General features: G+C 39.0%; 17 protein-coding genes, 2 tRNA genes and 2 rRNA genes. 4 read left to right on the top strand and 17 right to left on the bottom strand.

Annotation, left to right across the window (positions count from 1 at the left end):
* From D612_RS0104550 to D612_RS0104515, 8 genes are all read right to left on the bottom strand, one after another.
* Positions 1-2,795, bottom strand: a 23S ribosomal RNA gene (locus tag D612_RS0104550); the annotation flags it as partial.
* Between the two features lie 230 nt (positions 2,796-3,025).
* A tRNA-Ala gene (locus tag D612_RS0104545) sits at positions 3,026-3,101 on the bottom strand.
* A 14-nt stretch (positions 3,102-3,115) separates the two neighbouring features.
* A tRNA-Ile gene (locus D612_RS0104540) sits at positions 3,116-3,192 on the bottom strand.
* A 241-nt stretch (positions 3,193-3,433) separates the two neighbouring features.
* A 16S ribosomal RNA gene (locus D612_RS0104535) occupies positions 3,434-4,969 on the bottom strand.
* 863 nt (positions 4,970-5,832) lie between these two features.
* A complete protein-coding gene (gene lepB, locus D612_RS0104530) occupies positions 5,833-6,387 on the bottom strand; it encodes a signal peptidase I (protein ID WP_017754304.1) in 555 nt (184 codons plus the stop codon).
* 31 nt (positions 6,388-6,418) lie between these two features.
* Positions 6,419-7,024 (bottom strand): TVP38/TMEM64 family protein, encoded by a 606-nt coding sequence (locus D612_RS0104525; protein WP_017754303.1) that lies wholly within the window; start codon positions 7,022-7,024, stop codon positions 6,419-6,421.
* Positions 7,025-7,183: 159 nt separating this feature from the next.
* Positions 7,184-7,705, bottom strand: coding sequence for a competence protein ComK (locus D612_RS0104520; RefSeq protein ID WP_017754302.1), 522 nt, complete (start codon positions 7,703-7,705; stop codon positions 7,184-7,186).
* A gap of 150 nt (positions 7,706-7,855) precedes the next feature.
* The gene (locus D612_RS0104515; protein ID WP_017754301.1) at positions 7,856-8,080 is read right to left on the bottom strand and encodes a hypothetical protein; all 225 of its coding nucleotides are present in this window, start codon (positions 8,078-8,080) and stop codon (positions 7,856-7,858) included.
* A gap of 70 nt (positions 8,081-8,150) precedes the next feature.
* Between D612_RS0104515 and D612_RS0104510 the strand changes: the two genes are divergently transcribed.
* Positions 8,151-8,630: a DUF3939 domain-containing protein gene (locus tag D612_RS0104510; protein ID WP_017754300.1), complete on the top strand. Its 480-nt coding sequence runs from the start codon at positions 8,151-8,153 to the stop codon at positions 8,628-8,630.
* 98 nt (positions 8,631-8,728) lie between these two features.
* Positions 8,729-8,965, top strand: coding sequence for an IDEAL domain-containing protein (locus tag D612_RS0104505; RefSeq protein WP_017754299.1), 237 nt, complete (start codon positions 8,729-8,731; stop codon positions 8,963-8,965).
* Between the two features lie 148 nt (positions 8,966-9,113).
* Here D612_RS0104505 and aceA read toward each other — a convergent pair whose 3' ends face one another.
* Both aceA and D612_RS0104495 read right to left on the bottom strand, forming a co-directional pair.
* On the bottom strand, positions 9,114-10,394 hold the full coding sequence (aceA, locus tag D612_RS0104500) for an isocitrate lyase (RefSeq protein ID WP_017754298.1): 1,281 nt from the start codon (positions 10,392-10,394) through the stop codon (positions 9,114-9,116).
* A 373-nt stretch (positions 10,395-10,767) separates the two neighbouring features.
* On the bottom strand, positions 10,768-12,048 hold the full coding sequence (locus D612_RS0104495) for a M48 family metallopeptidase (protein ID WP_017754297.1): 1,281 nt from the start codon (positions 12,046-12,048) through the stop codon (positions 10,768-10,770).
* A gap of 207 nt (positions 12,049-12,255) precedes the next feature.
* On the opposite strand from D612_RS0104495, the gene D612_RS0104490 reads away from it, so the two are divergent.
* Together D612_RS0104490 and D612_RS17855 are read left to right on the top strand one after the other, a co-directional pair.
* Entirely contained in the window at positions 12,256-12,849 is a 594-nt protein-coding gene (locus D612_RS0104490; RefSeq protein ID WP_017754296.1) for an SCO family protein, read from the top strand.
* 23 nt (positions 12,850-12,872) lie between these two features.
* A complete protein-coding gene (locus tag D612_RS17855; RefSeq protein ID WP_017754295.1) occupies positions 12,873-13,253 on the top strand; it encodes a FixH family protein in 381 nt (126 codons plus the stop codon).
* A 62-nt stretch (positions 13,254-13,315) separates the two neighbouring features.
* On the opposite strand, the gene D612_RS0104480 is transcribed toward D612_RS17855, so the two are convergent.
* The 7 genes from D612_RS0104480 to D612_RS0104450 form a co-directional block, all read right to left on the bottom strand.
* Positions 13,316-13,621, bottom strand: a complete 306-nt coding sequence (locus D612_RS0104480) for an AzlD domain-containing protein (RefSeq protein WP_017754294.1) — start codon at positions 13,619-13,621, stop codon at positions 13,316-13,318.
* Positions 13,614-14,339, bottom strand: a complete 726-nt coding sequence (locus D612_RS0104475) for an AzlC family ABC transporter permease (RefSeq protein ID WP_017754293.1) — start codon at positions 14,337-14,339, stop codon at positions 13,614-13,616. The genes D612_RS0104480 and D612_RS0104475 overlap by 8 nt, the downstream gene beginning before the upstream one ends.
* Before the next feature lie 277 nt (positions 14,340-14,616).
* Positions 14,617-16,269, bottom strand: coding sequence for a glycosyl hydrolase family 18 protein (locus tag D612_RS0104470; protein ID WP_017754292.1), 1,653 nt, complete (start codon positions 16,267-16,269; stop codon positions 14,617-14,619).
* 190 nt (positions 16,270-16,459) lie between these two features.
* Positions 16,460-17,254, bottom strand: a complete 795-nt coding sequence (locus D612_RS0104465; protein WP_017754291.1) for an ABC transporter ATP-binding protein — start codon at positions 17,252-17,254, stop codon at positions 16,460-16,462.
* On the bottom strand, positions 17,241-18,251 hold the full coding sequence (locus tag D612_RS0104460) for an ABC transporter permease (protein WP_017754290.1): 1,011 nt from the start codon (positions 18,249-18,251) through the stop codon (positions 17,241-17,243). Before D612_RS0104460 ends, D612_RS0104465 begins: the two co-directional genes overlap by 14 nt.
* A gap of 58 nt (positions 18,252-18,309) precedes the next feature.
* On the bottom strand, positions 18,310-19,329 hold the full coding sequence (locus D612_RS0104455) for an ABC transporter substrate-binding protein (RefSeq protein WP_017754289.1): 1,020 nt from the start codon (positions 19,327-19,329) through the stop codon (positions 18,310-18,312).
* Positions 19,330-19,586: 257 nt separating this feature from the next.
* Positions 19,587-21,125, bottom strand: a complete 1,539-nt coding sequence (locus D612_RS0104450; RefSeq protein ID WP_017754288.1) for a fatty acid--CoA ligase family protein — start codon at positions 21,123-21,125, stop codon at positions 19,587-19,589.
* Positions 21,126-21,237: the final 112 nt, after the last annotated feature.

The raw sequence follows: 21,237 nt of genomic DNA, 5'->3' as shown, positions 1-21,237 counted from the left end.
CCGCTTTAATGGGCGAACAGCCCAACCCTTGGGACCGACTACAGCCCCAGGATGCGATGAGCCGACATCGAGGTGCCAAACCTCCCCGTCGATGTGGACTCTTGGGGGAGATAAGCCTGTTATCCCCGGGGTAGCTTTTATCCGTTGAGCGATGGCCCTTCCATGCGGTACCACCGGATCACTAAGCCCGACTTTCGTCCCTGCTCGACTTGTAGGTCTCGCAGTCAAGCTCCCTTGTGCCTTTACACTCTCCGAATGATTTCCAACCATTCTGAGGGAACCTTTGGGCGCCTCCGTTACTCTTTGGGAGGCGACCGCCCCAGTCAAACTGCCCACCTGACACTGTCTCCCAACCTGCTTTTGGTCGTGGGTTAGAATTTCAATACAGCCAGGGTAGTATCCCACCGTTGCCTCCATGGAAGCTGGCGCTCCCACTTCCCAGGCTCCTACAGGCGACCGCCCCAGTCAAACTGCCCACCTGACACTGTCTCCCATCTGGTTTACAGATGTGGGTTAGAATTTCAATACAGCCAGGGTAGTATCCCACCATTGCCTCCATGGAAGCTGGCGCTCCCACTTCCCAGGCTCCTACCTATCCTGTACAAGCTGTACCAAAATTCAATATCAGGCTGCAGTAAAGCTCCACGGGGTCTTTCCGTCCTGTCGCGGGTAACCTGCATCTTCACAGGTACTATGATTTCACCGAGTCTCTCGTTGAGACAGTGCCCAAGTCGTTACACCTTTCGTGCGGGTCAGAACTTACCTGACAAGGAATTTCGCTACCTTAGGACCGTTATAGTTACGGCCGCCGTTTACTGGGGCTTCGATTCAAAGCTTCTCTTGCGATAACCTCTCCTCTTAACCTTCCAGCACCGGGCAGGTGTCAGCCCCTATACTTCGCCTTACGGCTTCGCAGAGACCTGTGTTTTTGCTAAACAGTCGCTTGGGCCTATTCACTGCGGCTCTCTCACGCTTGCACGCTATCAGAGCACCCCTTCTCCCGAAGTTACGGGGTCATTTTGCCGAGTTCCTTAACGAGAGTTCTCTCGCGCATCTTAGGATTCTCTCCTCGCCTACCTGTGTCGGTTTGCGGTACGGGCACCTTCTACCTCGCTAGAAGCTTTTCTTGGCAGTGTGGAATCAGGAACTTCGGTACTGTTTTTCCCTCGCCATCACAGCTCAGCCTTTTCGAGAAGCGGATTTGCCTACTTCTCAGCCTACCTGCTTGGACGCGCATTTCCAACAGCGCGCTTGCCCTATCCTCCTGCGTCCCTCCATTGCTTCGAAGGGGGTCTTTGCGCTTTAGCGCTTAGTGCCCCTTGTCCCCTTGCGGGAAAACGGTAATGAGGTGGTACAGGAATTTCAACCTGTTGGCCATCGCCTACGCCTTTCGGCCTCGGCTTAGGTCCCGACTTACCCTGAGCGGACGAGCCTTCCTCAGGAAACCTTAGGCTTTCGATGGACAGGATTCTCACCTGTCTTTTCGCTACTTACACCGGCATTCTCACTTCTAAGCGCTCCACCAGTCCTTCCGGTCTAGCTTCAATGCCCTTAGAACGCTCCCCTACCGCGAACATTTCTGTTCACCCACAGCTTCGGTGGTACGTTTAGCCCCGTTACATTTTCGGCGCAGAGTCACTCGACCAGTGAGCTATTACGCACTCTTTAAATGGTGGCTGCTTCTAAGCCAACATCCTGGTTGTCTGGGCAACTCCACATCCTTTGCCACTTAACGTACACTTTGGGACCTTAGCTGGTGGTCTGGGCTGTTTCCCTCTTGACCACGGACCTTATCACTCGTAGTCTGACTCCTAAGCATAAGTGCTTGGCATTCGGAGTTTGACTGAATTCGGTAACCCGATGGGGGCCCCTAGTCCAATCAGTGCTCTACCTCCAAGACTCTTTTCTTAAGGCTAGCCCTAAAGCTATTTCGGGGAGAACCAGCTATCTCCAAGTTCGATTGGAATTTCTCCGCTACCCACACCTCATCCCCGCACTTTTCAACGTGCGTGGGTTCGGGCCTCCAGTAGGTGTTACCCTACCTTCACCCTGGACATGGGTAGATCACCTGGTTTCGGGTCTACGACCTCGTACTTACTCGCCCTCTTAAGACTCGCTTTCGCTGCGGCTCCGTTTCTTCAACTTAACCTTGCACGAGATCGTAACTCGCCGGTTCATTCTACAAAAGGCACGCCATCACCCTTGAACGGGCTCTGACTACTTGTAGGCACACGGTTTCAGGTTCTCTTTCACTCCCCTCCCGGGGTGCTTTTCACCTTTCCCTCACGGTACTGGTTCACTATCGGTCACTAGGGAGTATTTAGCCTTGGGAGATGGTCCTCCCTGCTTCCGACGGGATTTCTCGTGTCCCGCCGTACTCAGGATCCACTCAAGAGTGAATGATGTTTCAGCTACAGGGCTGTTACCTTCTTCGGCCGACCTTTCCATGTCGCTTCACCTACATCATTCTTTTGTAACTCCGTTTTGAGTGTCCTACAACCCCAAGAGGCATGCCTCTTGGTTTGGGCTTCTACCGTTTCGCTCGCCGCTACTCAGGTAATCGCGTTTGCTTTCTCTTCCTCCGGGTACTTAGATGTTTCAGTTCCCCGGGTCTGCCTTCCTTACCCTATGTATTCAGGTAAGAATACCATCCTATTAAAGATGGTGGGTTTCCCCATTCGGATATCTCCGGATCAAAGCTTACTTACAGCTCCCCGAAGCGTTTCGGCGTTAGTCCCGTCCTTCATCGGCTCCTAGTGCCTAGGCATTCACCGTGCGCCCTTATTAACTTAACCTCCGACGAATGATAAGCTGCGCATTACGTCGTCAACTTCGTCCCCTGCGGTGCTCATGTACCCTTTAAACGTACACTCCGCTCCTCGTGAACTCGTTTCCTCGTTCTGCTTGCTTCTTATTCGTCTTACGTTTTACTTTCTCTATTAAATAATAAAGAAAAGCATTAAATAAGAACTTTCTTTGCAGTAAATATGAATGGTATTGCTATCTAGTTTTCAAAGAACAATTTTGGTGGAGACTAGCGGGATCGAACCGCTGACCTCCTGCGTGCAAGGCAGGCGCTCTCCCAGCTGAGCTAAGCCCCCAATTACTTAGATTATGGTGGGCCTGAATGGACTTGAACCATCGACCTCACGCTTATCAGGCGTGCGCTCTAACCAGCTGAGCTACAGGCCCATAATCATCTATTTTATTGAAAATTAAAGACAAGGATTTATTGGTATCTCCTTGCTTACGAGAGGATTGACATGAAATTATACTAATGCTCTCTCAAAACTAAACAAAATGTCTGCACGTGTCTCACTGTCTAGCTACAGCTCCCAGCGACTAGTAAACTTTGCTCATCTCTTTTGCGATAAGTTAACATCGAATCGCTACGCTCTCGTGTTTCCTTTATCTCGGTCGATGTGCTCCAGTTTATATTGAGCTTGTTTTGAGAGAATGCTCTCTCAAAACTAAACAAAATGTCGAAGGTGCGCTGCACTCAATGTGCGTATTGTTACCCCACCGACTTCGGGTGTTACAAACTCTCGTGGTGTGACGGGCGGTGTGTACAAGGCCCGGGAACGTATTCACCGCGGCATGCTGATCCGCGATTACTAGCGATTCCGGCTTCATGTAGGCGAGTTGCAGCCTACAATCCGAACTGAGAATGGCTTTATGGGATTCGCTCCACCTCGCGGTCTTGCTTCCCTTTGTACCATCCATTGTAGCACGTGTGTAGCCCAGGTCATAAGGGGCATGATGATTTGACGTCATCCCCACCTTCCTCCGGTTTGTCACCGGCAGTCTCCTTAGAGTGCCCAACTCAATGCTGGCAACTAAGGACAAGGGTTGCGCTCGTTGCGGGACTTAACCCAACATCTCACGACACGAGCTGACGACAACCATGCACCACCTGTCTTCCTGTCCCCCGAAGGGGATCCCTCTATCTCTAGAGCTTTCAGGAGATGTCAAGACCTGGTAAGGTTCTTCGCGTTGCTTCGAATTAAACCACATGCTCCACCGCTTGTGCGGGCCCCCGTCAATTCCTTTGAGTTTCAGTCTTGCGACCGTACTCCCCAGGCGGAGTGCTTAATGCGTTAGCTGCAGCACTGAAGGGCGGAAACCCTCCAACACTTAGCACTCATCGTTTACGGCGTGGACTACCAGGGTATCTAATCCTGTTCGCTCCCCACGCTTTCGCGCCTCAGCGTCAGTTACAGACCAGAGAGTCGCCTTCGCCACTGGTGTTCCTCCACATCTCTACGCATTTCACCGCTACACGTGGAATTCCACTCTCCTCTTCTGCACTCAAGTTCCCCAGTTTCCAATGACCCTCCCCGGTTGAGCCGGGGGCTTTCACATCAGACTTAAAGAACCGCCTGCGCGCGCTTTACGCCCAATAATTCCGGACAACGCTTGCCACCTACGTATTACCGCGGCTGCTGGCACGTAGTTAGCCGTGGCTTTCTCGTTAGGTACCGTCACGGTAAAAGCAGTTACTCTTCTACCTGTTCTTCCCTAACAACAGAGCTTTACGATCCGAAAACCTTCTTCGCTCACGCGGCGTTGCTCCGTCAGACTTTCGTCCATTGCGGAAGATTCCCTACTGCTGCCTCCCGTAGGAGTCTGGGCCGTGTCTCAGTCCCAGTGTGGCCGATCACCCTCTCAGGTCGGCTACGCATCGTCGCCTTGGGGAGCCGTTACCTCTCCAACTAGCTAATGCGCCGCGGGCCCATCTGTAAGTGATAGCCGAAACCATCTTTTATTATCTCACCATGTGATGCGATAAGTTATCCGGTATTAGCTCCGGTTTCCCGAAGTTATCCCAGTCTTACAGGCAGGTTGCCCACGTGTTACTCACCCGTCCGCCGCTAAAGTCAAGAAGCAAGCTTCTTGACTTCCGCTCGACTTGCATGTATTAGGCACGCCGCCAGCGTTCGTCCTGAGCCAGGATCAAACTCTCCGATAAATATCAAATGATAAGCTTCAGATTTCGGAAGACAGGATGTCAACATTTTGACGTTAGTCACAGGACGTGACTGTTCTTAGTCAAAATACACTTCATCTTTCCGTTCCTCACGTACCTTAGTACGCTCCGGTACTCAAGACGTTGTTTCCTCGAACTCTTCGCTTCTAATTTGATTTGAGTTTGATTGCTCGAATCAAATACTGACTTACTTGTTTTGTTGAACCTTCGTTCAACTTCTTTTGCACGCTTGACATTTTGTTTAGTTTTCAAAGAACATCTGACCTTCTCAAAAGATGTCGCTTTTCTCCAGCGGCAAAATCTATCATATCATTTTGCTTCGTGGAAGTCAATAACTTTTTTCAAAAAAAACTTTCGCGCTGCCATTTTAGCAACAGTTGTGATCTTACCACTTCGTTTCGCGGAAGTCAATAATCAGCTCTCAATTTTTTTTAAATCTGACAGCAAATAATAATATAGCAGTGTTACGAGAATTCGTCAACACAATTCATAAAAATAACCAGTCCAATTTGTACAATGCTTATTCGTTGTTGTAATAAAATTTTGCTCCTATAGAATAGTGATACGTTCTACCTTGGGAACCAAGGTCTTTTCTCGCGTGAACCTCACCCACCAAACACTTATGCTTTTTAGAAGGTGCTTCGCTTATCTTACATACGGTCTAAGTCCAGCTGGGAGCCAACTTTGTTGCCTCTAATGTGGAATGACTAACCTTCCACAAAATAGTTAAATTTGGAAGGGGAATGCGTCCCTGAATTTTTGTTCAAAAGGATCGATTTATCCTATTAAACGAAGTCACATTATTCATGATTTACTAGTCGATTAACTAGTTTATCAATAATTTTCTAAAATTTTATATTTATTTCATCCATTGGCCAATATCTTAAATTAACCTTCCCTACTATCTTTTCCATTGGAACAAAGCCGAATTGTCTGCTATCAAAACTACCCTTTCTATTATCACCGAGTACAAAGATATGTCCTTCTGGAACAGTTTCGATTCCAGTTAAATCAAATAAAGTAAAATCTTCGGTTAATCTTTGTTCTATCATTCCAGATTTATATTGCTTTAAATATTCTTCTTCATATGCTTGACCATTTATGTATAATACATCATTTTTATATTCAATTTTGTCTCCAGGAAGACCAATTATCCTCTTTACAAAATCATCCTCACTAGTAGCGTGAAACACGATTACATCAAAACGTTTTAACTCACCTATTTCATAACCTATTTTATTTACTATGAGTAAGTTTCCATCTTCTAATGTCGGCAACATCGATTCTCCGTCTACTACATAACTAGAAAAGAAAAATGTTCGAAAAAACACTGCTAACACAATTGCTATGCCTATAGTTTTAATCCACTCGTAACCTGAATATTTTTTTATATCTTCCATATTCAACTCCCCCATACACTATTGCTTTAAATTATCTCTCGTGATTTTCAACATCAAGACGAACTTCTATTTTTTTTCCTATAAACCATAGAATAGACATTATAATAAGAACAAATATAGTTCTAAGCGGTTGTTCAATTAACGATTTTAAATCATATCCAATAAATGAAATTGTAAAAATCATGACTAGCTTACCTAACATAACTGCAAGGATAAATTGTTGGATACTAACCCTAGACAAGCCTGCAACGATATTAATAATTGATGAAGGGGAGAAAGGAAAACATAATAATAGGAAAATAAACCCAAACCCGTGTCGCTCAACCCAGTTCATTAATTTTTTTACTTTATGATGTTTTGTTAAAAACTTAAAAAAGCGTTGCTGACCGAGCCGCCTTACGATGAAGAATACTAGTAACGCACCTAGACTCGCACCGAACCAAGATATTAAAAATCCTTTCCATAATCCAAATGCTGCGGCATTAGCCATTACAAATAATACAAGTGGTAACATTGGCAAAAAAGCTTCCATCATCGGAAGTAAAATACCCGGTATCGGTCCTAAATCTGCGTATTGTTCGAGAAGTTGTAAAATGTTTTCTAATGTAAAGTACTCTTTAAAAGACTGAAAGTCCATTTAGTAATGACCCCTTACAAACAACCAATTTAATTTTTATCTTCCCCAATAAAAAGTTTACTACACAGCACTTAATTTTTCATATATAAAGGCGCATAATAACTTTATTTATTTGTAAGGGGCACTTGTCAAAATATAGCGAGGGTTTTCACAAGATTTCTAATAATAACTATTCTTAATACGGTTTCCTTTTTGATGAACCCTATTTGAAAGAATGTACCTAAATTGCGCAGTTCTATTTAGCTGATTTTCAAACGACCCTTTTGAAATATCAAGAATGATGGAGGTGTGGTTTGTGAAAAGAACTTCTGTTTTTTCACGTTCAACTGAGAAGTAATTTAAAATATAGGAGTGAGAAATCCATGCACATGTGTCTTTATATGGAGAGATTGTGGGAAACATATAGATCTCATTTAACGGATCCACTGCAATTGGAGCTTTATAAGAAATACCTGTAATTTCCCTTGTTCCTTCTTGCCTGCCCTTTAGACTAGAACCAAAATATTTACAACTTCTGTCCATCACCATCATAGGTTTCATTTTTACCAGAAATTCAGATTCAACCTCAAGTATTCTTGAATAAACTGGTGAGTCCTTATTTCCCTTCTCACCTACAATTGCCATCGTATATGGACTAATTTCAAATTCATCCAAGATTTTTGAGTATTTTACTGATTTCATGAGCATTCACCTCTTATTTTATAATATAATAAGAATATAAGGTTGGCGAAGCTTGACAGAGATTCCATATTATTTATATTACCACAATTCAACCTTTTCCTAAATTTTTATTTTAATATCATAAATTAGAATGAGCGATAGCCACTCATTCTATAAATTGTTATATTGTTGATTTACCTCTTCTTCTGCTATATACTCATTTGCTTGCTCGATTATTTGATGTTCGTTTATACTGTCACCTGTCATATAGTCTTTTCCTGAAGGATTTGTTATATCAGATGTAAGACCAACACTAAATCTTGAGCTTATCGATGTTTCCTCATTTCTTTCTTGTTCTTTATTAACCCTGAATTTTACTAGCTTTTCGCCTTTCATGTATCCACCTCCATATATATAGATTGTTCAAAAAAACGATTTTTGATTATTTTTCTAAGGAGGATTTAAAATGTGGAAAAAATGGACTAAGAAGAAATCAAATCAACAACATATTCCAAATAGTTACAACAATGACAATATTATTGAAGTAGACCTCGATACAATTAAGGCGGCAGTCCGAAAATTCGCAGAAAATGCCCCTCCAGGAGTAACTACAAAAGTATTGGTGAAAGATGACCATTCAATTGACTTTAACCTGCTGAAACCATTTTTAAATGGCATACCCAATAAAACGTTTTATATGTCTAAAGAAACGTATGAAGTCTTCGAGGAGAAAGATAAGGCTATACCTTTATACATTGATAAAGTCCAACAAGCAGTTGATCGTTATGTGGATATGTATAAAAAATTACCAACAATCCCTGATGACCCTTATCAAAAAGTCAGTTATTTAATGCTCGAAAATAATAGTTTACTTACAGAAAGACCGCCAATTGATTTTTATATTACCAATGAAGAATATTTAGTCACATACAAAAGGCCAAAATAAATGGCCAAGTTAAATTTTCAGAAAAATTTGAAAAAATATTGCTAAATTATCTTTACACTAATATAATAGTAAAAAGAGTAACAGGGGTGATAAAAACCATGAAAAACAGAAAGTCATACACTGAGCATATGAAAAACAAAGCTACTGAATTAAACAATAAAGAGGTAAGTTTTGTCCTTGATCTGTATATTCAAATGGTTATTGATGAAGCCCTTTATAATTACAAAAAAAATTTATTAGAAAAACAAATTAATGATGCATTAGATTCAAAAGATCAAGAAAAGTTTTATGAAGTTGCAGCCAAGTACAATTCCCTGATTAGACATGTAACATAAAAAAGGAGACTGCACCCATTGGGATCCGAACAACTATTTAGTACAAAGGATTATTTCACCTTACCTAAATGCAAGTTCCGGATCCCCTATGTTTAGGGGCAGCCTCAATATATATGTTCAGGAGAATGAACGCACTACAAATGAATTACTATTTAACGAATTGAGCTTCTTCAGTAGACCCTTTCATCGCAGTTGTTGATGATTGTCCACCAGATACGATTTGAGAAACTTCATCGAAATAACCTGTTCCAACTTCACGCTGGTGTTTTGTAGCAGTATAACCATCAGCTTCAGCTGCAAATTCTGCTTGTTGTAATTCAGAATATGCACCCATACCACGTTCTTTATAGCCTTTTGCTAATTGGAACATGCTGTGGTTAAGCGCATGGAAACCAGCTAATGTAACGAATTGGAACTTATATCCCATTTTGCCGATTTCTTTTTGGAAGTTTTCGATAGTTTCATCATCAAGCTTTGCCTTCCAGTTAAATGAAGGTGAGCAGTTATAAGCAAGCATCTTACCAGGGAACTTCGCATGAATAGCATCCGCAAACTTTTTCGCTTGCTCAAGGTCTGGAGTTGAAGTTTCACACCATACTAAATCTGCATACGGAGCGTAAGCTAAGCCACGAGAAATTGCTTGATCTATTCCAGCTCTTGTACGATAAAATCCTTCTGGAGTTCTTTCACCTGTTAAGAATGGCTTATCATTATCATCAATATCACTAGTAATCATATCTGCAGCATCAGCATCAGTACGAGCAACAATAATTGTTGGTACTCCCATAACGTCAGCTGCTAAACGAGCAGAAATTAAGTTACGTACTGCTGTTTGTGTAGGAAGTAATACTTTACCACCTAAATGCCCACATTTCTTTTCAGAAGAAAGTTGGTCTTCGAAGTGAACACCTGATGCTCCTGCTTCAATCATACCTTTCATTAATTCAAATACGTTTAGTGCTCCACCAAAACCAGCTTCCGCATCAGCTACAATTGGAGCAAACCAATAGGTATCACCTTTACCTTCTGTAGATTGGATTTGGTCCGCACGTTGTAAAGCTTGATTAATACGCTTAACAACTGATGGCACAGAGTTTGCTGGATATAAGCTTTGGTCTGGATACATTTGCCCTGCAAGGTTCGCATCAGCTGCAACCTGCCAACCACTTAAGTAAATCGCTTTTAAACCAGCTTTTACTTGTTGCACTGCTTGGTTACCTGTTAGAGCACCTAGAGCATTTACGTAGTCCTCTTCATGCAAAAGCTTCCAAAGACGTTCTGATCCTACACGAGCTAATGTATGTTCAATATCAATTGAACCTCGCAGACGGATAACATCCTCTGCTGAATATGGTCTTGTAACACCTTTCCAGCGTTCATCCATTTTCCAGCTTTCTTCTAATTTTGCAATTCTTTCTTGGTTTGACATCCCCAATTTCCCCTTTCTTACGATCCCATTTTTTATTTACTAGGTGAGTACTACTCGACATACATATCTGTACGAATGTTCCCTTCCGTTTTCCTAGTATCTTTATCCCCTTTGTGTGATCATGTTATATATCACAACTGAAACTTTCTGTTTGTATTATATAACAGCATTTTTGAAATTGAAACCCTTTTTTTGAAAATTTTAAAATTTAATTATTATTAACTCATCATTTTATCGATAATGACCATTGACGATGAATATTCTTTATATCATATCTTTTAAAATAGGTCCTTTTAAACCTGGTAGTTGATCCTTTAACAAATCCTAAAATTTAAAAAAGCCATAGGCACTTATTTTACCTATGGCATCATTACTATTTAACCTCATCAACTTCCTCATCAACTTCAAAATTCTCTAAAAACACCAGCCTTTCCAGCATTGTCGGATGACCATAACGGAGCCACTTTACAATGGCCGGCGGATTAACCTCACTTAAACCCGCTACTGTTAATTTTTGAAACGCACGAATGGCAGCATCTTGATCCTTAGTCATTTCAATTGCATATTCATCTGCCGAGTGTTCTTGATATCTTGAAAATGCATTAGATATCGGACTTATAGCAAAAGTAAGAATCGAAATTAGTAGTAATAATAAGGGTAAACTTGCAATATCATGCAATCCCTTAATTCCCAAGTTATTCCCCCATCTTGCAATAATCGCTTTCATTAATTTTGCCGCAATAAATAACCCTAAAAATGAAAGGACTAAATAGATTGCTACCCCTACATAAATGTGTTTTTTTACATAATGAGCCATTTCATGCGCCATTACAAAAAGGATCTCGTCATCCTCTAGCTTGTTCAATGTTGTATCCCAAAGAACTATTCTCGAATTTGATCCAATTCCTGTTACATATGCATTTAAGGCATTTGTTTTTTCAGACATATTTACTTCATATACATGTTCTGCAGGGATATTGGCTTGGCTTGCAATATTTAATATCTTCTCTTCTAATTCCTTATTTTTTAATGGATAAAAATCATTATATAAAGGATCGATTATAACAGGTTGGATGAACATTAAAAAAATTGTAAATGGAATTGATAAACACCAAGTGTAAAACCACCACCGTTTTTCTGTTTTTCTTATTAAAGAATAAATGACTATTGCCATTAATATGATGAACAGATAATTAATCCAAAAATCAATGAATTGATCTTTCATCCATATTGAAAACGTAGATGCGGTAACTCCATAATATTTTGAAATAATGTAACGAATATAATCAATTGGAAACATAACGACAAAACTAAGAATTGATAACCAAAATACATAAATTGCTTTCTGTATTACTGAAAATTTAGAGGCAGAATATGACCAATTTCGAAAACGTTCAGAAAGACCTATTACTAGTATTGTTAAGTATAAAACCCATTCAAATGGTATCAATAAAAAAAAGATGATATTCCGAATCTTTGAGTATTCGTATGTTAAAAAAAGTTGTCGGTCATTCATAAAAGTTTCAGGGTCTGCAGCGGTCCCTTTATACAATTCAGGTAAATTGGTTGATTCAACACCAAATACAAAATATAGAATAATTAAAATTACATAAAGACCATACCCTATGAACAACCATTTTAAAAATCTTTGCAATGATGTAGCGCCCCTTTCAGATACAACCTTAGTATGTACAACCCCTTATATTAAAATTTTAGATCAAAAAAAATAATTTAGAACTATTATAACTTAAAAGTTGTTCAAATAAAGTTCATATTTTTCATGTTCATTTCCTGTTATCGAGATCACACGTGGTGTATGATAGTATTGGATTAATTATATCTTTAGACGGGGTGGAGCATAATGAATTATAAAAAAATATTTATTATTTTTGTTACTTTGGCTGTTTTAGGTATCGCTTCAGGAATCATTTATTTAAGTGTAGTTCGCCCTGGAAGTGTTGAAATACCTAATGATGTAGTAATGGAAACTGCATTTGGAGGGCAATATGACTTTGGCAATATGCCTGAAAAAGTTCGATTAATTGAATTTATGTATATTAATTGTCCTGATGTTTGTCCAGTTACAACTGTTAGAATGAATCAAGTTCGTAAAATGCTTGAAGAGCAAGGTGTATTCGGTGATAAGGTTGAGTTCCTAACGGTGACAATTGATCCGGAAAGGGACACACAAGAAAAATTACAGGATTATGCCAAACTTTTTGACATAACTGACGATAATAGTGGCTGGTATTTCTTACGGGGATCATTAGAAGACACAAAAAAACTGTCTGATCCATTCCTTTTTATGTTTCGCGATCCAGGTACTGGTTATTTAATTCACTCTAACTTTTCATATCTACTAAATACGAAGAATAAACAAATTGAGTCCTTTACTATGGGAGAAGGTTTTACAACAGAACGAGTTTATGAAAGAATTATGAATGAATTAAACTAACACCAATGAAGGAAGGAATGCTGATGCTTAAGAAAGCACTTCCCTTTTTCGTACTTTTCATTTTATTATTCGGATGCCAACCGGACTCTGATGAAGAATTTACTTTTCCGGAAGTAGATTTTACAATTGAACCAAGTACAGCAACAGTAAATGAAATAGTAACCTTTACTGCAAAAATTGTAGCTGGAGAAAAAATAGTCAAGGATGCTGACGTAAGATTTGAATTTTGGATGGACGGACAAGCTAATGCAGATCATATTGTCATTCCGATAAAGCATAGTGGAGAAGGTATTTATAAATTAGAAAAAGGGTTTGCCGCACCTGGGAAATATTTTATGTACTATCACGCAGACGCATTATCGATGCACCTAATGGAAAAACATGAATTTACGATTATTGACTAATTTACACGGAAACTAAGTTTCCTAAACAACAAGTAAAAGCGCCTAGAGGGCGCTTTTCGCTTTTAAAATAGTAAAGAGAAAATTGTTAAAACTGCAATTGAACTCATAACAACCACAATTACATTTACTCCAAGATAAGCAACGCCGAAGGCAGTGACTAGTCCAACTATTCCATACCAAATATTTTCATTTATGAAAAAAACTCCAGGTACAATTAATGCACCAAGTGCTGCAAAAGGAACATTTTTTAATACCTCCTGTAAAAATGAAGGCATTTTTTTGCCATTTAAAGCTACTAATGGCAACATTCGCGGTATATAAGTTACTATTGCCATCCCAATAATCATTAGCATTATCGACTTATCCATGATTGTATTTCTCTCCTACTACTTTATTGAGCCATTCTATCCCAATTGCCGAAATCAACGTGGCACTAACAATCGCCCATCCAGACCAATCTGGTGGTAAAACATATGTAAATACACTATTTAAAATTGCAGCTGTCCCGGCTAAAAATACTATTTTACGATGTTTTTTTAGCGAAGGTACTAATAAACCAACAAACATTGCATATAGAGCGATAGCCATGCTTTCTTGTAAAACCTGTGGTAAGCTTGAACCAATAAAATGACCTAGCCCTGAATTAATCACCCAACTTCCATATGCGATAATTGCAAGACCAAACATATAAGATGTTGTGACAGTTTCCTGCCTTGTTGCGGCTACAGAAAAAGTTTCGTCTGTAACCCCAAAAGCATATATTGCTTTTTTTAGGGGGTGGTCTTTTTCAACTTTTTCATTTAGAGATGCAGTCATAAGGAAGTGCCTTATGTTCACAATAAATGTGGCAATAATGATTGCAAATGGGCCTGTACCTAATGCTATTAAATTAAGGGCCATATATTGAGCAGCTCCTGCGTATACAAGCACACTCATCATGATAGTTTCTTCAAGGCTTAAACCAGTCGATTTTGCTAATAAACCAAATGTAAGTGCTGCTGGTAAATAGCCAATCGCAATACTTAGACCATCCTGAAACCCAAAACGAAAATCTGAATGCTTTTTTTCTACTGCTGTTGTCTGCAACCTTCTCTCTCCCCTCTTTAAGCTATTTTCTTAGAAAAATAATTTTTTTTCAATCCTTTTGCTATATAAACATGAATTATTTTTTAGTCGCAACGCAAAAAGGGACAAAAGAGTATGTAGGTACTAATTACGAAATAGTTGTCTACACATTTTTTATGGTTAGTTTTTGAAAAAAGCATGTGGAAGAAATTTGAAGCACTATTATCTAAGTAAAGAATTTTTACTAGTGCTTTCAAAGCCAACCACATGCTTATCTATCCTATTCTCCTACAACTTTTTACTCAGGAAATTTATCTGCCATCCTGCTTAACAACGCTGCCATTTCAGCACGATTAATATTTTTCTTAGGTTTAAATGTACCATCATCATAACCAGAGAATACGTAATTTCCACTCATTCGAATGATCGAATCATAGGCCCAGCTTGAAATTTGATTTTGATCAGTAAACATGATTTTCTTTGGGATATTATTCGCATATTTGTCAGCTAATAAGCGATCTAATATAGCTGCCATTTCTTCTCTAGTCAATGCTTTCCCAGGTTCAAAAGTAGTAACGCCTGTACCTTTCATAATTCCATGCTGCCTGACAATTTCAATATTTTCACTTGCCCATTGTTGCCCAGCAATATCAGTAAAAGGTGTATTGGCTGGCTCAATATAAGTAAGCCCTAAAACCCTTGATAAAATTGCTGCAGCTTCTGCACGTGTTAACGAATCTTCAGGCTTAAAGGTCGTGACAGTATTTTTACCGAGCATCCATTTTCTTTCCTTAACAAATTCAATCGATTTAAGCGCCCAATGATTAATGCCAACATCTGAAAATTCTAATCCATCTAACCATAAACGAAAGTCTTGCCAAAGTGCAGGGTCCTCTTGCCCTAAACTCCAGCTTCCAACACCCTTTAAATTATATTTATGAACAAGCTCCAGCTTTTTCTTAATGGAGGACTCATTCTCAATCCACATTTCATACGTTCCTGGCTTTAGCGGTTGTAACCAGGATTTTAATTTAAAGCCTGGTTCACCTTGTTTGACCTCAAAAGTACCTTTTACACTTTCAGATTCCTTATTGTATTCTATTTTTACATCAAAGGCATCCATAAGTTCTTCAACTTTATTTAAAGAAATCGATTCACCTAATATTATTTGACTGTTACCATCTTGTGAGTCATTCGGATTGCTGACATCCTTTAAGTTCCATACTCGACCATAAAAAGGAATACCTAACACAATTTTTTCAGGAGAAACATGTTTTAACGCATACTGAACAGATTTTTCTATAAAAGAATAACTTGCTACAGGTCCATTATTTTTACTACCCCCACCTCTTTCGTCATAGGTCATTATAAAGAGGAAATCAACACATTCAGCCAGCGCTTCGTAATCATAAAATCCTTGCCATCCCTTATTCGTACCCCATGGATTCGGCGCAACAGCAATTGAAAGAATTTTATCATTTGGAAGCTTTTTATCTAGCATTTGAATGAATTCAGTGAATTGACTTCTGTATATTGGTCCTAACCCTTCAACATCAATATTTATTCCATCTAATTTGTAGTCTTTAATTGTTTTGACTATTTGATCAGTAATTTTTTCGCTATTCGTAAACATCAATTCCCCTTTCGCCCAATTGTTGGCTAAAAACGGAACTACCTCAATATTTCTCTTATGCATTTCTTCAATGAATGCCCGACTATTTGCTGGCATATGCACATCCATAGTACCATTATCTAATACTTGAAAATATCTTGGAGAAACTTGATCTAGTGATTCGTTTGTCATGTTTATATATTTAATAGGGTCTGTTGCACTGGCGGCAAATAAATACGTCATATTAAACCGCTTTTTGGCAGCACCTTCTACGCCCGTATGTGGGAATAAACTGATCATTAGTACTATCGTGATGAATACACCTAGTAGTTTTTTCATTACCTCTGCCCTTTCATCTAGTTATCTTTTTATCTATCTACCTATAACAATAAATGAAGAGTCAGCGATATTATATGTAAAATTATTGGAAAAAAGGTGCCAGTGCGGTGTCCATAGAGGTTCCTGACCCCGGAGGAAAATGGAAATTAGCAAACAAAAAGAGCCATCAACATTTGACAGCTCCATCATATTACCCTAATAATGCTCGGTCACTCGCCATGCCTGTACCGCGAATTCTTCTAAATTCATCCAATAAACTTTCAATTGTAAGTTTTTGTTTTTCTTCCCCTTGTGCCTCGAAAATAATTTGACCTTTATCCATCATAATTAAATGATTCCCCAAATCTAGTGCTTGCTGCATATTATGGGTAACCATTAACGTTGTCAATTGAAGCTTTTCAACAATTTCTTTCGTTATATTTGTAATTAATTCTGCACGAGAAGGGTCAAGGGCGGCAGTATGCTCATCTAATAGTAGTATTTTCGGCTCTGTAAATGTTGCCATTAATAGTGATAATGCTTGCCGTTCCCCACCAGATAAAAGACCAACCTTTGCATTCAACCGATTTTCTAATCCCATATGCAGACTTGACAGCTGCTCCTTGAAGACATCACGTCTTTTCTTCGAAACACCCTTCCGTAAGCTTCGCTTATTAGCTCGTGAATAGGCTATTGCTAAATTTTCTTCTATTGTCATTGTTGGCGCTGTTCCTGCCATTGGATCTTGGAACACACGGCCTATTAATCTAGAACGTTTATACTCGGGCAGATTCGTAACATCCTGACCATCAATTATAACAGTTCCAACATCAGGGGTTAGCGCACCAGAAACCATATTCATCAGCGTCGATTTTCCGGCACCATTACTACCAATAACCGTAACAAAATCTCCAGGTTTTAAAGACAAATCAACATTATCTAGGGCAATTTTCTCATCTAGCGTTCCTTCATTAAACACTTTAAATATTTGCTTAAGGTGTAACATCCATTTTGCCCCCCTTCCCAGCTTGAATAAGCTGATCGTTCCTCCGTTTTTGCTTCCGCTTTTTTTCCTTATGAGCATCAATCATTTTCGGAATAGTCAGGGCAAGGATTACAATAGTAGCTGTGAGTAATTTCATATCACCAGTTTCTAAGAAGAATCCATATTTAAGTGCTAGCGCTAATATAATTCTATAAATAATTGCTCCACCAATAACCGCTAAGGTAGTGCGAGCTATAGTTTTCGTTCCAAATAATGCCTCTCCAATTATTACAGAGGCTAATCCTATTACAATCATACCAATTCCCATACCGACATCACTAAATGCATTATATTGGGCAACAAGTGCACCAGAGAACGCTACAAATCCATTTGATATCCCTAAACCAACAATCGTAAGTGTGTCTGTATTTGCCGAAAAGCTTCTGATCATTCGCTTGTTGTCACCAACAGCTCTTAATGCCAACCCAACTTCCGTAGATAAAAACCAATCTGTAAAAAATTTAATCACTAACGTACAAATTAACATAAAAAACAAAATAGCCCACGTTTTAGGTATCATCCCGTCTAGGCCTAACGAAACTACCAAACTATTAATAGCACTATCTAATCCCAAAGACTGCCACCAAGCAGTAAGCTTCGTGATCACAGTTTCTTCATTTAATAATGGAACATTTGAACGACCCATTATTCTAAGATTTATTGAATATAATGCAATCATCATTAAAATTCCTGCTAAAAGGGCATTGATTTTACCTTTCGTATGCAATAACCCTGTTATACATCCAGCTATAAATCCTGCAAATAAGGCAACAATCGTTGCCAAAAATGGATTTACCCCGTTAACAATAAGGACGGCAGTAACTGCCGCCCCTGTTACAAAACTTCCATCAACTGTAAGATCTGGGAAATCTAAAATCCTAAACGAGAGGTAAACACCTAGCGCCATAATTGCATATATAATTCCTGATTCAATTGAGCCAAATATTGCTACAAACATTAAACGCTCATCCTCTCAAACAGTGTTGTCATCTATCTTTGGAAAAATCTCCAAAATATTATTCAGTAAATTCTGCAGCGCCTTCCCATTCTGCGTTAATCTCAATACCCATTTCAGCAGCAGCTTTTTTATTAATTAACAGCTTAAGATTTTGCGGATATTGAACTGGTAGGTCTGCTGCTGTTTTTTCACCTTTAAGAATTTGTGCAGCCATTTGACCTGCTTCATAACCAATATCATAGTAGTCAAAGCCATATGCAGCAAAACCACCACGGGCAACAGAATCTAATTCACCAACAAATAATGGAATGTCATTCTCATTTGCAACTGCTATAACACTTTCTAAAGCTGAAACAACAGTATTATCAGTAATGATATAAATAACATCAGCTTCACCTACTAATGATTCACTAGCTTGCTTAACCTCAGCAGATGTTGAAACTGATCTTTCGACAACCTCAAGGTCAGTGCCTTTCATTGCTTGTTTAACTAACTCTACTTGTGCAACAGAGTTTTGTTCACCAGCGTTGTACACCATACCAACCTTTGTAGCTTCAAAATACTGATCAATAAACTTCACAGTATTCGGAATTGCATCTGGATGTGTATCAGTAGTTCCAGTAATGTTGGCACCAGGCTTATCCATGGCTTCTACTAAACTAGCACCAACTGGATCTGTAACAGATGTGAAAATAATTGGAATATCCTTCGTTGCATTTAATGCACCTTGTGCACTAGGAGTTGAGTTTGCAAAAATTAAATCAACTTTGTCACCTACAAAATTATTAGCAATTGTTTGGTTATTATTTTGATCTCCTTGAGCAATTTGAACATTGTACTCAACTGTTAAACCTGCATCCTCTAATGCCTTTTGGAAACCATCTGTTGCAGCATCTAATGAAGGATGCTCAACAATTTGTGTAACTCCTACTTTGTATGTAGTAGCTTGCTCCTCAGTGGCAGGCTCTGCAGCTGGCTCACTTGGCTGTTCGGTTGTTGTTTCTTGTCCTCCACCACCGCAGCCTGCCAATAGCATTAAGCTTAAAGCTGAAGAACCAATTAACTTTTTCCAATTCATTCCTTTATCCCCCTTTTTCTCTTTAACGCTTTTTTACTAACATGCTTTTATGTATTAAATTATACAGAAATATTCGAAAACTTCAATCTTAACTTTTGTCCAATTTCAAAAATACAATATATTGCAATATCATTTTCTAAATTTATTAATAAAGCTAGAAAAGACATGATAATTCTATCTAGTGCCGCAAACACACACTAACGACTATCTAATAGAATCTCATGTCTAGACATTTAGATGAAGTAAATTACTATAATTTATTTTTTTACCAATTGATCACGGAGCGCTCTTCGCAAAATTTTTCCGGTTGTATTCTTTGGAAGCTCATCGATAAACTCAATTGACTTTGGAATTTTATACTTTGCTAAATGTTCACTACAATATTCCTTTAAGTTTTCTTCTGTTAATGAAGGATCTTTGCTAACAACAAAACATTTAATTGCTTCTCCGAAATCCGGATCAGGCACACCTAAAACCGCTACTTCCACCACACTTTCATGATTATAAAGAACTTCCTCAACTTCTCTAGGGTAAACGTTATAACCACCAACAATAACCATGTCCTTTTTCCGATCAACAATATAGAAATATCCTTCTTCATCCATCCTTGCTAAATCACCTGTATGAAGCCAGCCATTCTTTATTGTCATCACTGTTTCTTCTGGCATTTTATAATAGCCCTTCATTACATTTGGGCCGCGAACAACTAATTCGCCAACCTCCCCTGGCGGCAATTCCTCTCCAACCTCGTTTACCACTTTATTTTTAACATTTAAAATACTTGTCCCAATTGATCCTGGTTTGCGTGGACGGTCCAATGGATTAAAGCATGTAACCGGGGATGCTTCAGATAGACCATAACCTTCAGAAATAAGAACATTGAATTTTTGTTCAAAATTTTTCAATAGCGCAACTGGAAGAGAAGCCCCACCTGAAATACATAAGCGGATATTTCTAAAATCTTCGGGATTTCCTTCAGGGTACTGGAATAAAAAGTTATACATTGTCGGAACACCCGCAAACACGGTAGCATTTTGCTCGACCACAATCTTAAATATATCTGCTGGACTAAATCTTGGTACGATAATTACTGTTCCACCATTCATTAAAGGTGCATTTAATGCGACAGTTAGACAAAATACATGGAACATAGGTAATGTCGCAATCACTTTATCCGCATCATTTATTTTTAAATAATCAGCTACATCTCTAGCGTTGCTATATACATTCTCATGTGTTAACATTGCACCTTTTGGTTTACCTGTCGTTCCCGAAGTATATAAAATAACAGCAACATCGTCTTTATCTAGTACAGGTCCTTCAAAAATACCGTCACTTGCGCTAAGCAAACTTGTAAACGATTTCATTTTATTGGAAATTGAATACGATTGCTGTAAAGCTTCTCCAGTTTCAACAAATACATATTGTTCAACCATCGGTAAATGTGAATTCATTTTATCAAAGAGTGGAATTAATTTATCCAATGTTACAACAACCTTCACATCTCCATTGTTTAAAATATAGCCGATCTCATCTGGTGTATAAATTGGATTTATCGGAATAACAGTAGCTCCCGCACGTAAGGCTCCATATAAACCAATTACAAAATGAGGGCTATTCCCTAAAATTAATGCTACATGGTCCCCTTTTTTCACCCCTACCATTGACAACCCATCTGCAAACTGATTAACTTGATGATTCAGCTGTGCGTAACTACTACTTTTCCCGTTAAATATGTAAGCATCTTTATCGGGATACCTTTCTGCACTCTGCGCTAATCGACTACTTAAATTCACCCTAGTCCCCCCTTAAAAATAAAATGAATGAACAACCATTCATTTTTGAATAATAAAAAAAGTTCTGACAATATTATATAAAAAAATTTATTTTTTTACAAGATAATTATAA

The organism is Calidifontibacillus oryziterrae, from assembly GCF_000331575.1.
Taxonomy (GTDB): Bacteria; Bacillota; Bacilli; order Bacillales; family Bacillaceae_J; genus Calidifontibacillus_A; species Calidifontibacillus_A oryziterrae.
This window is presented reverse-complemented; position numbering and strand designations above follow the sequence as displayed.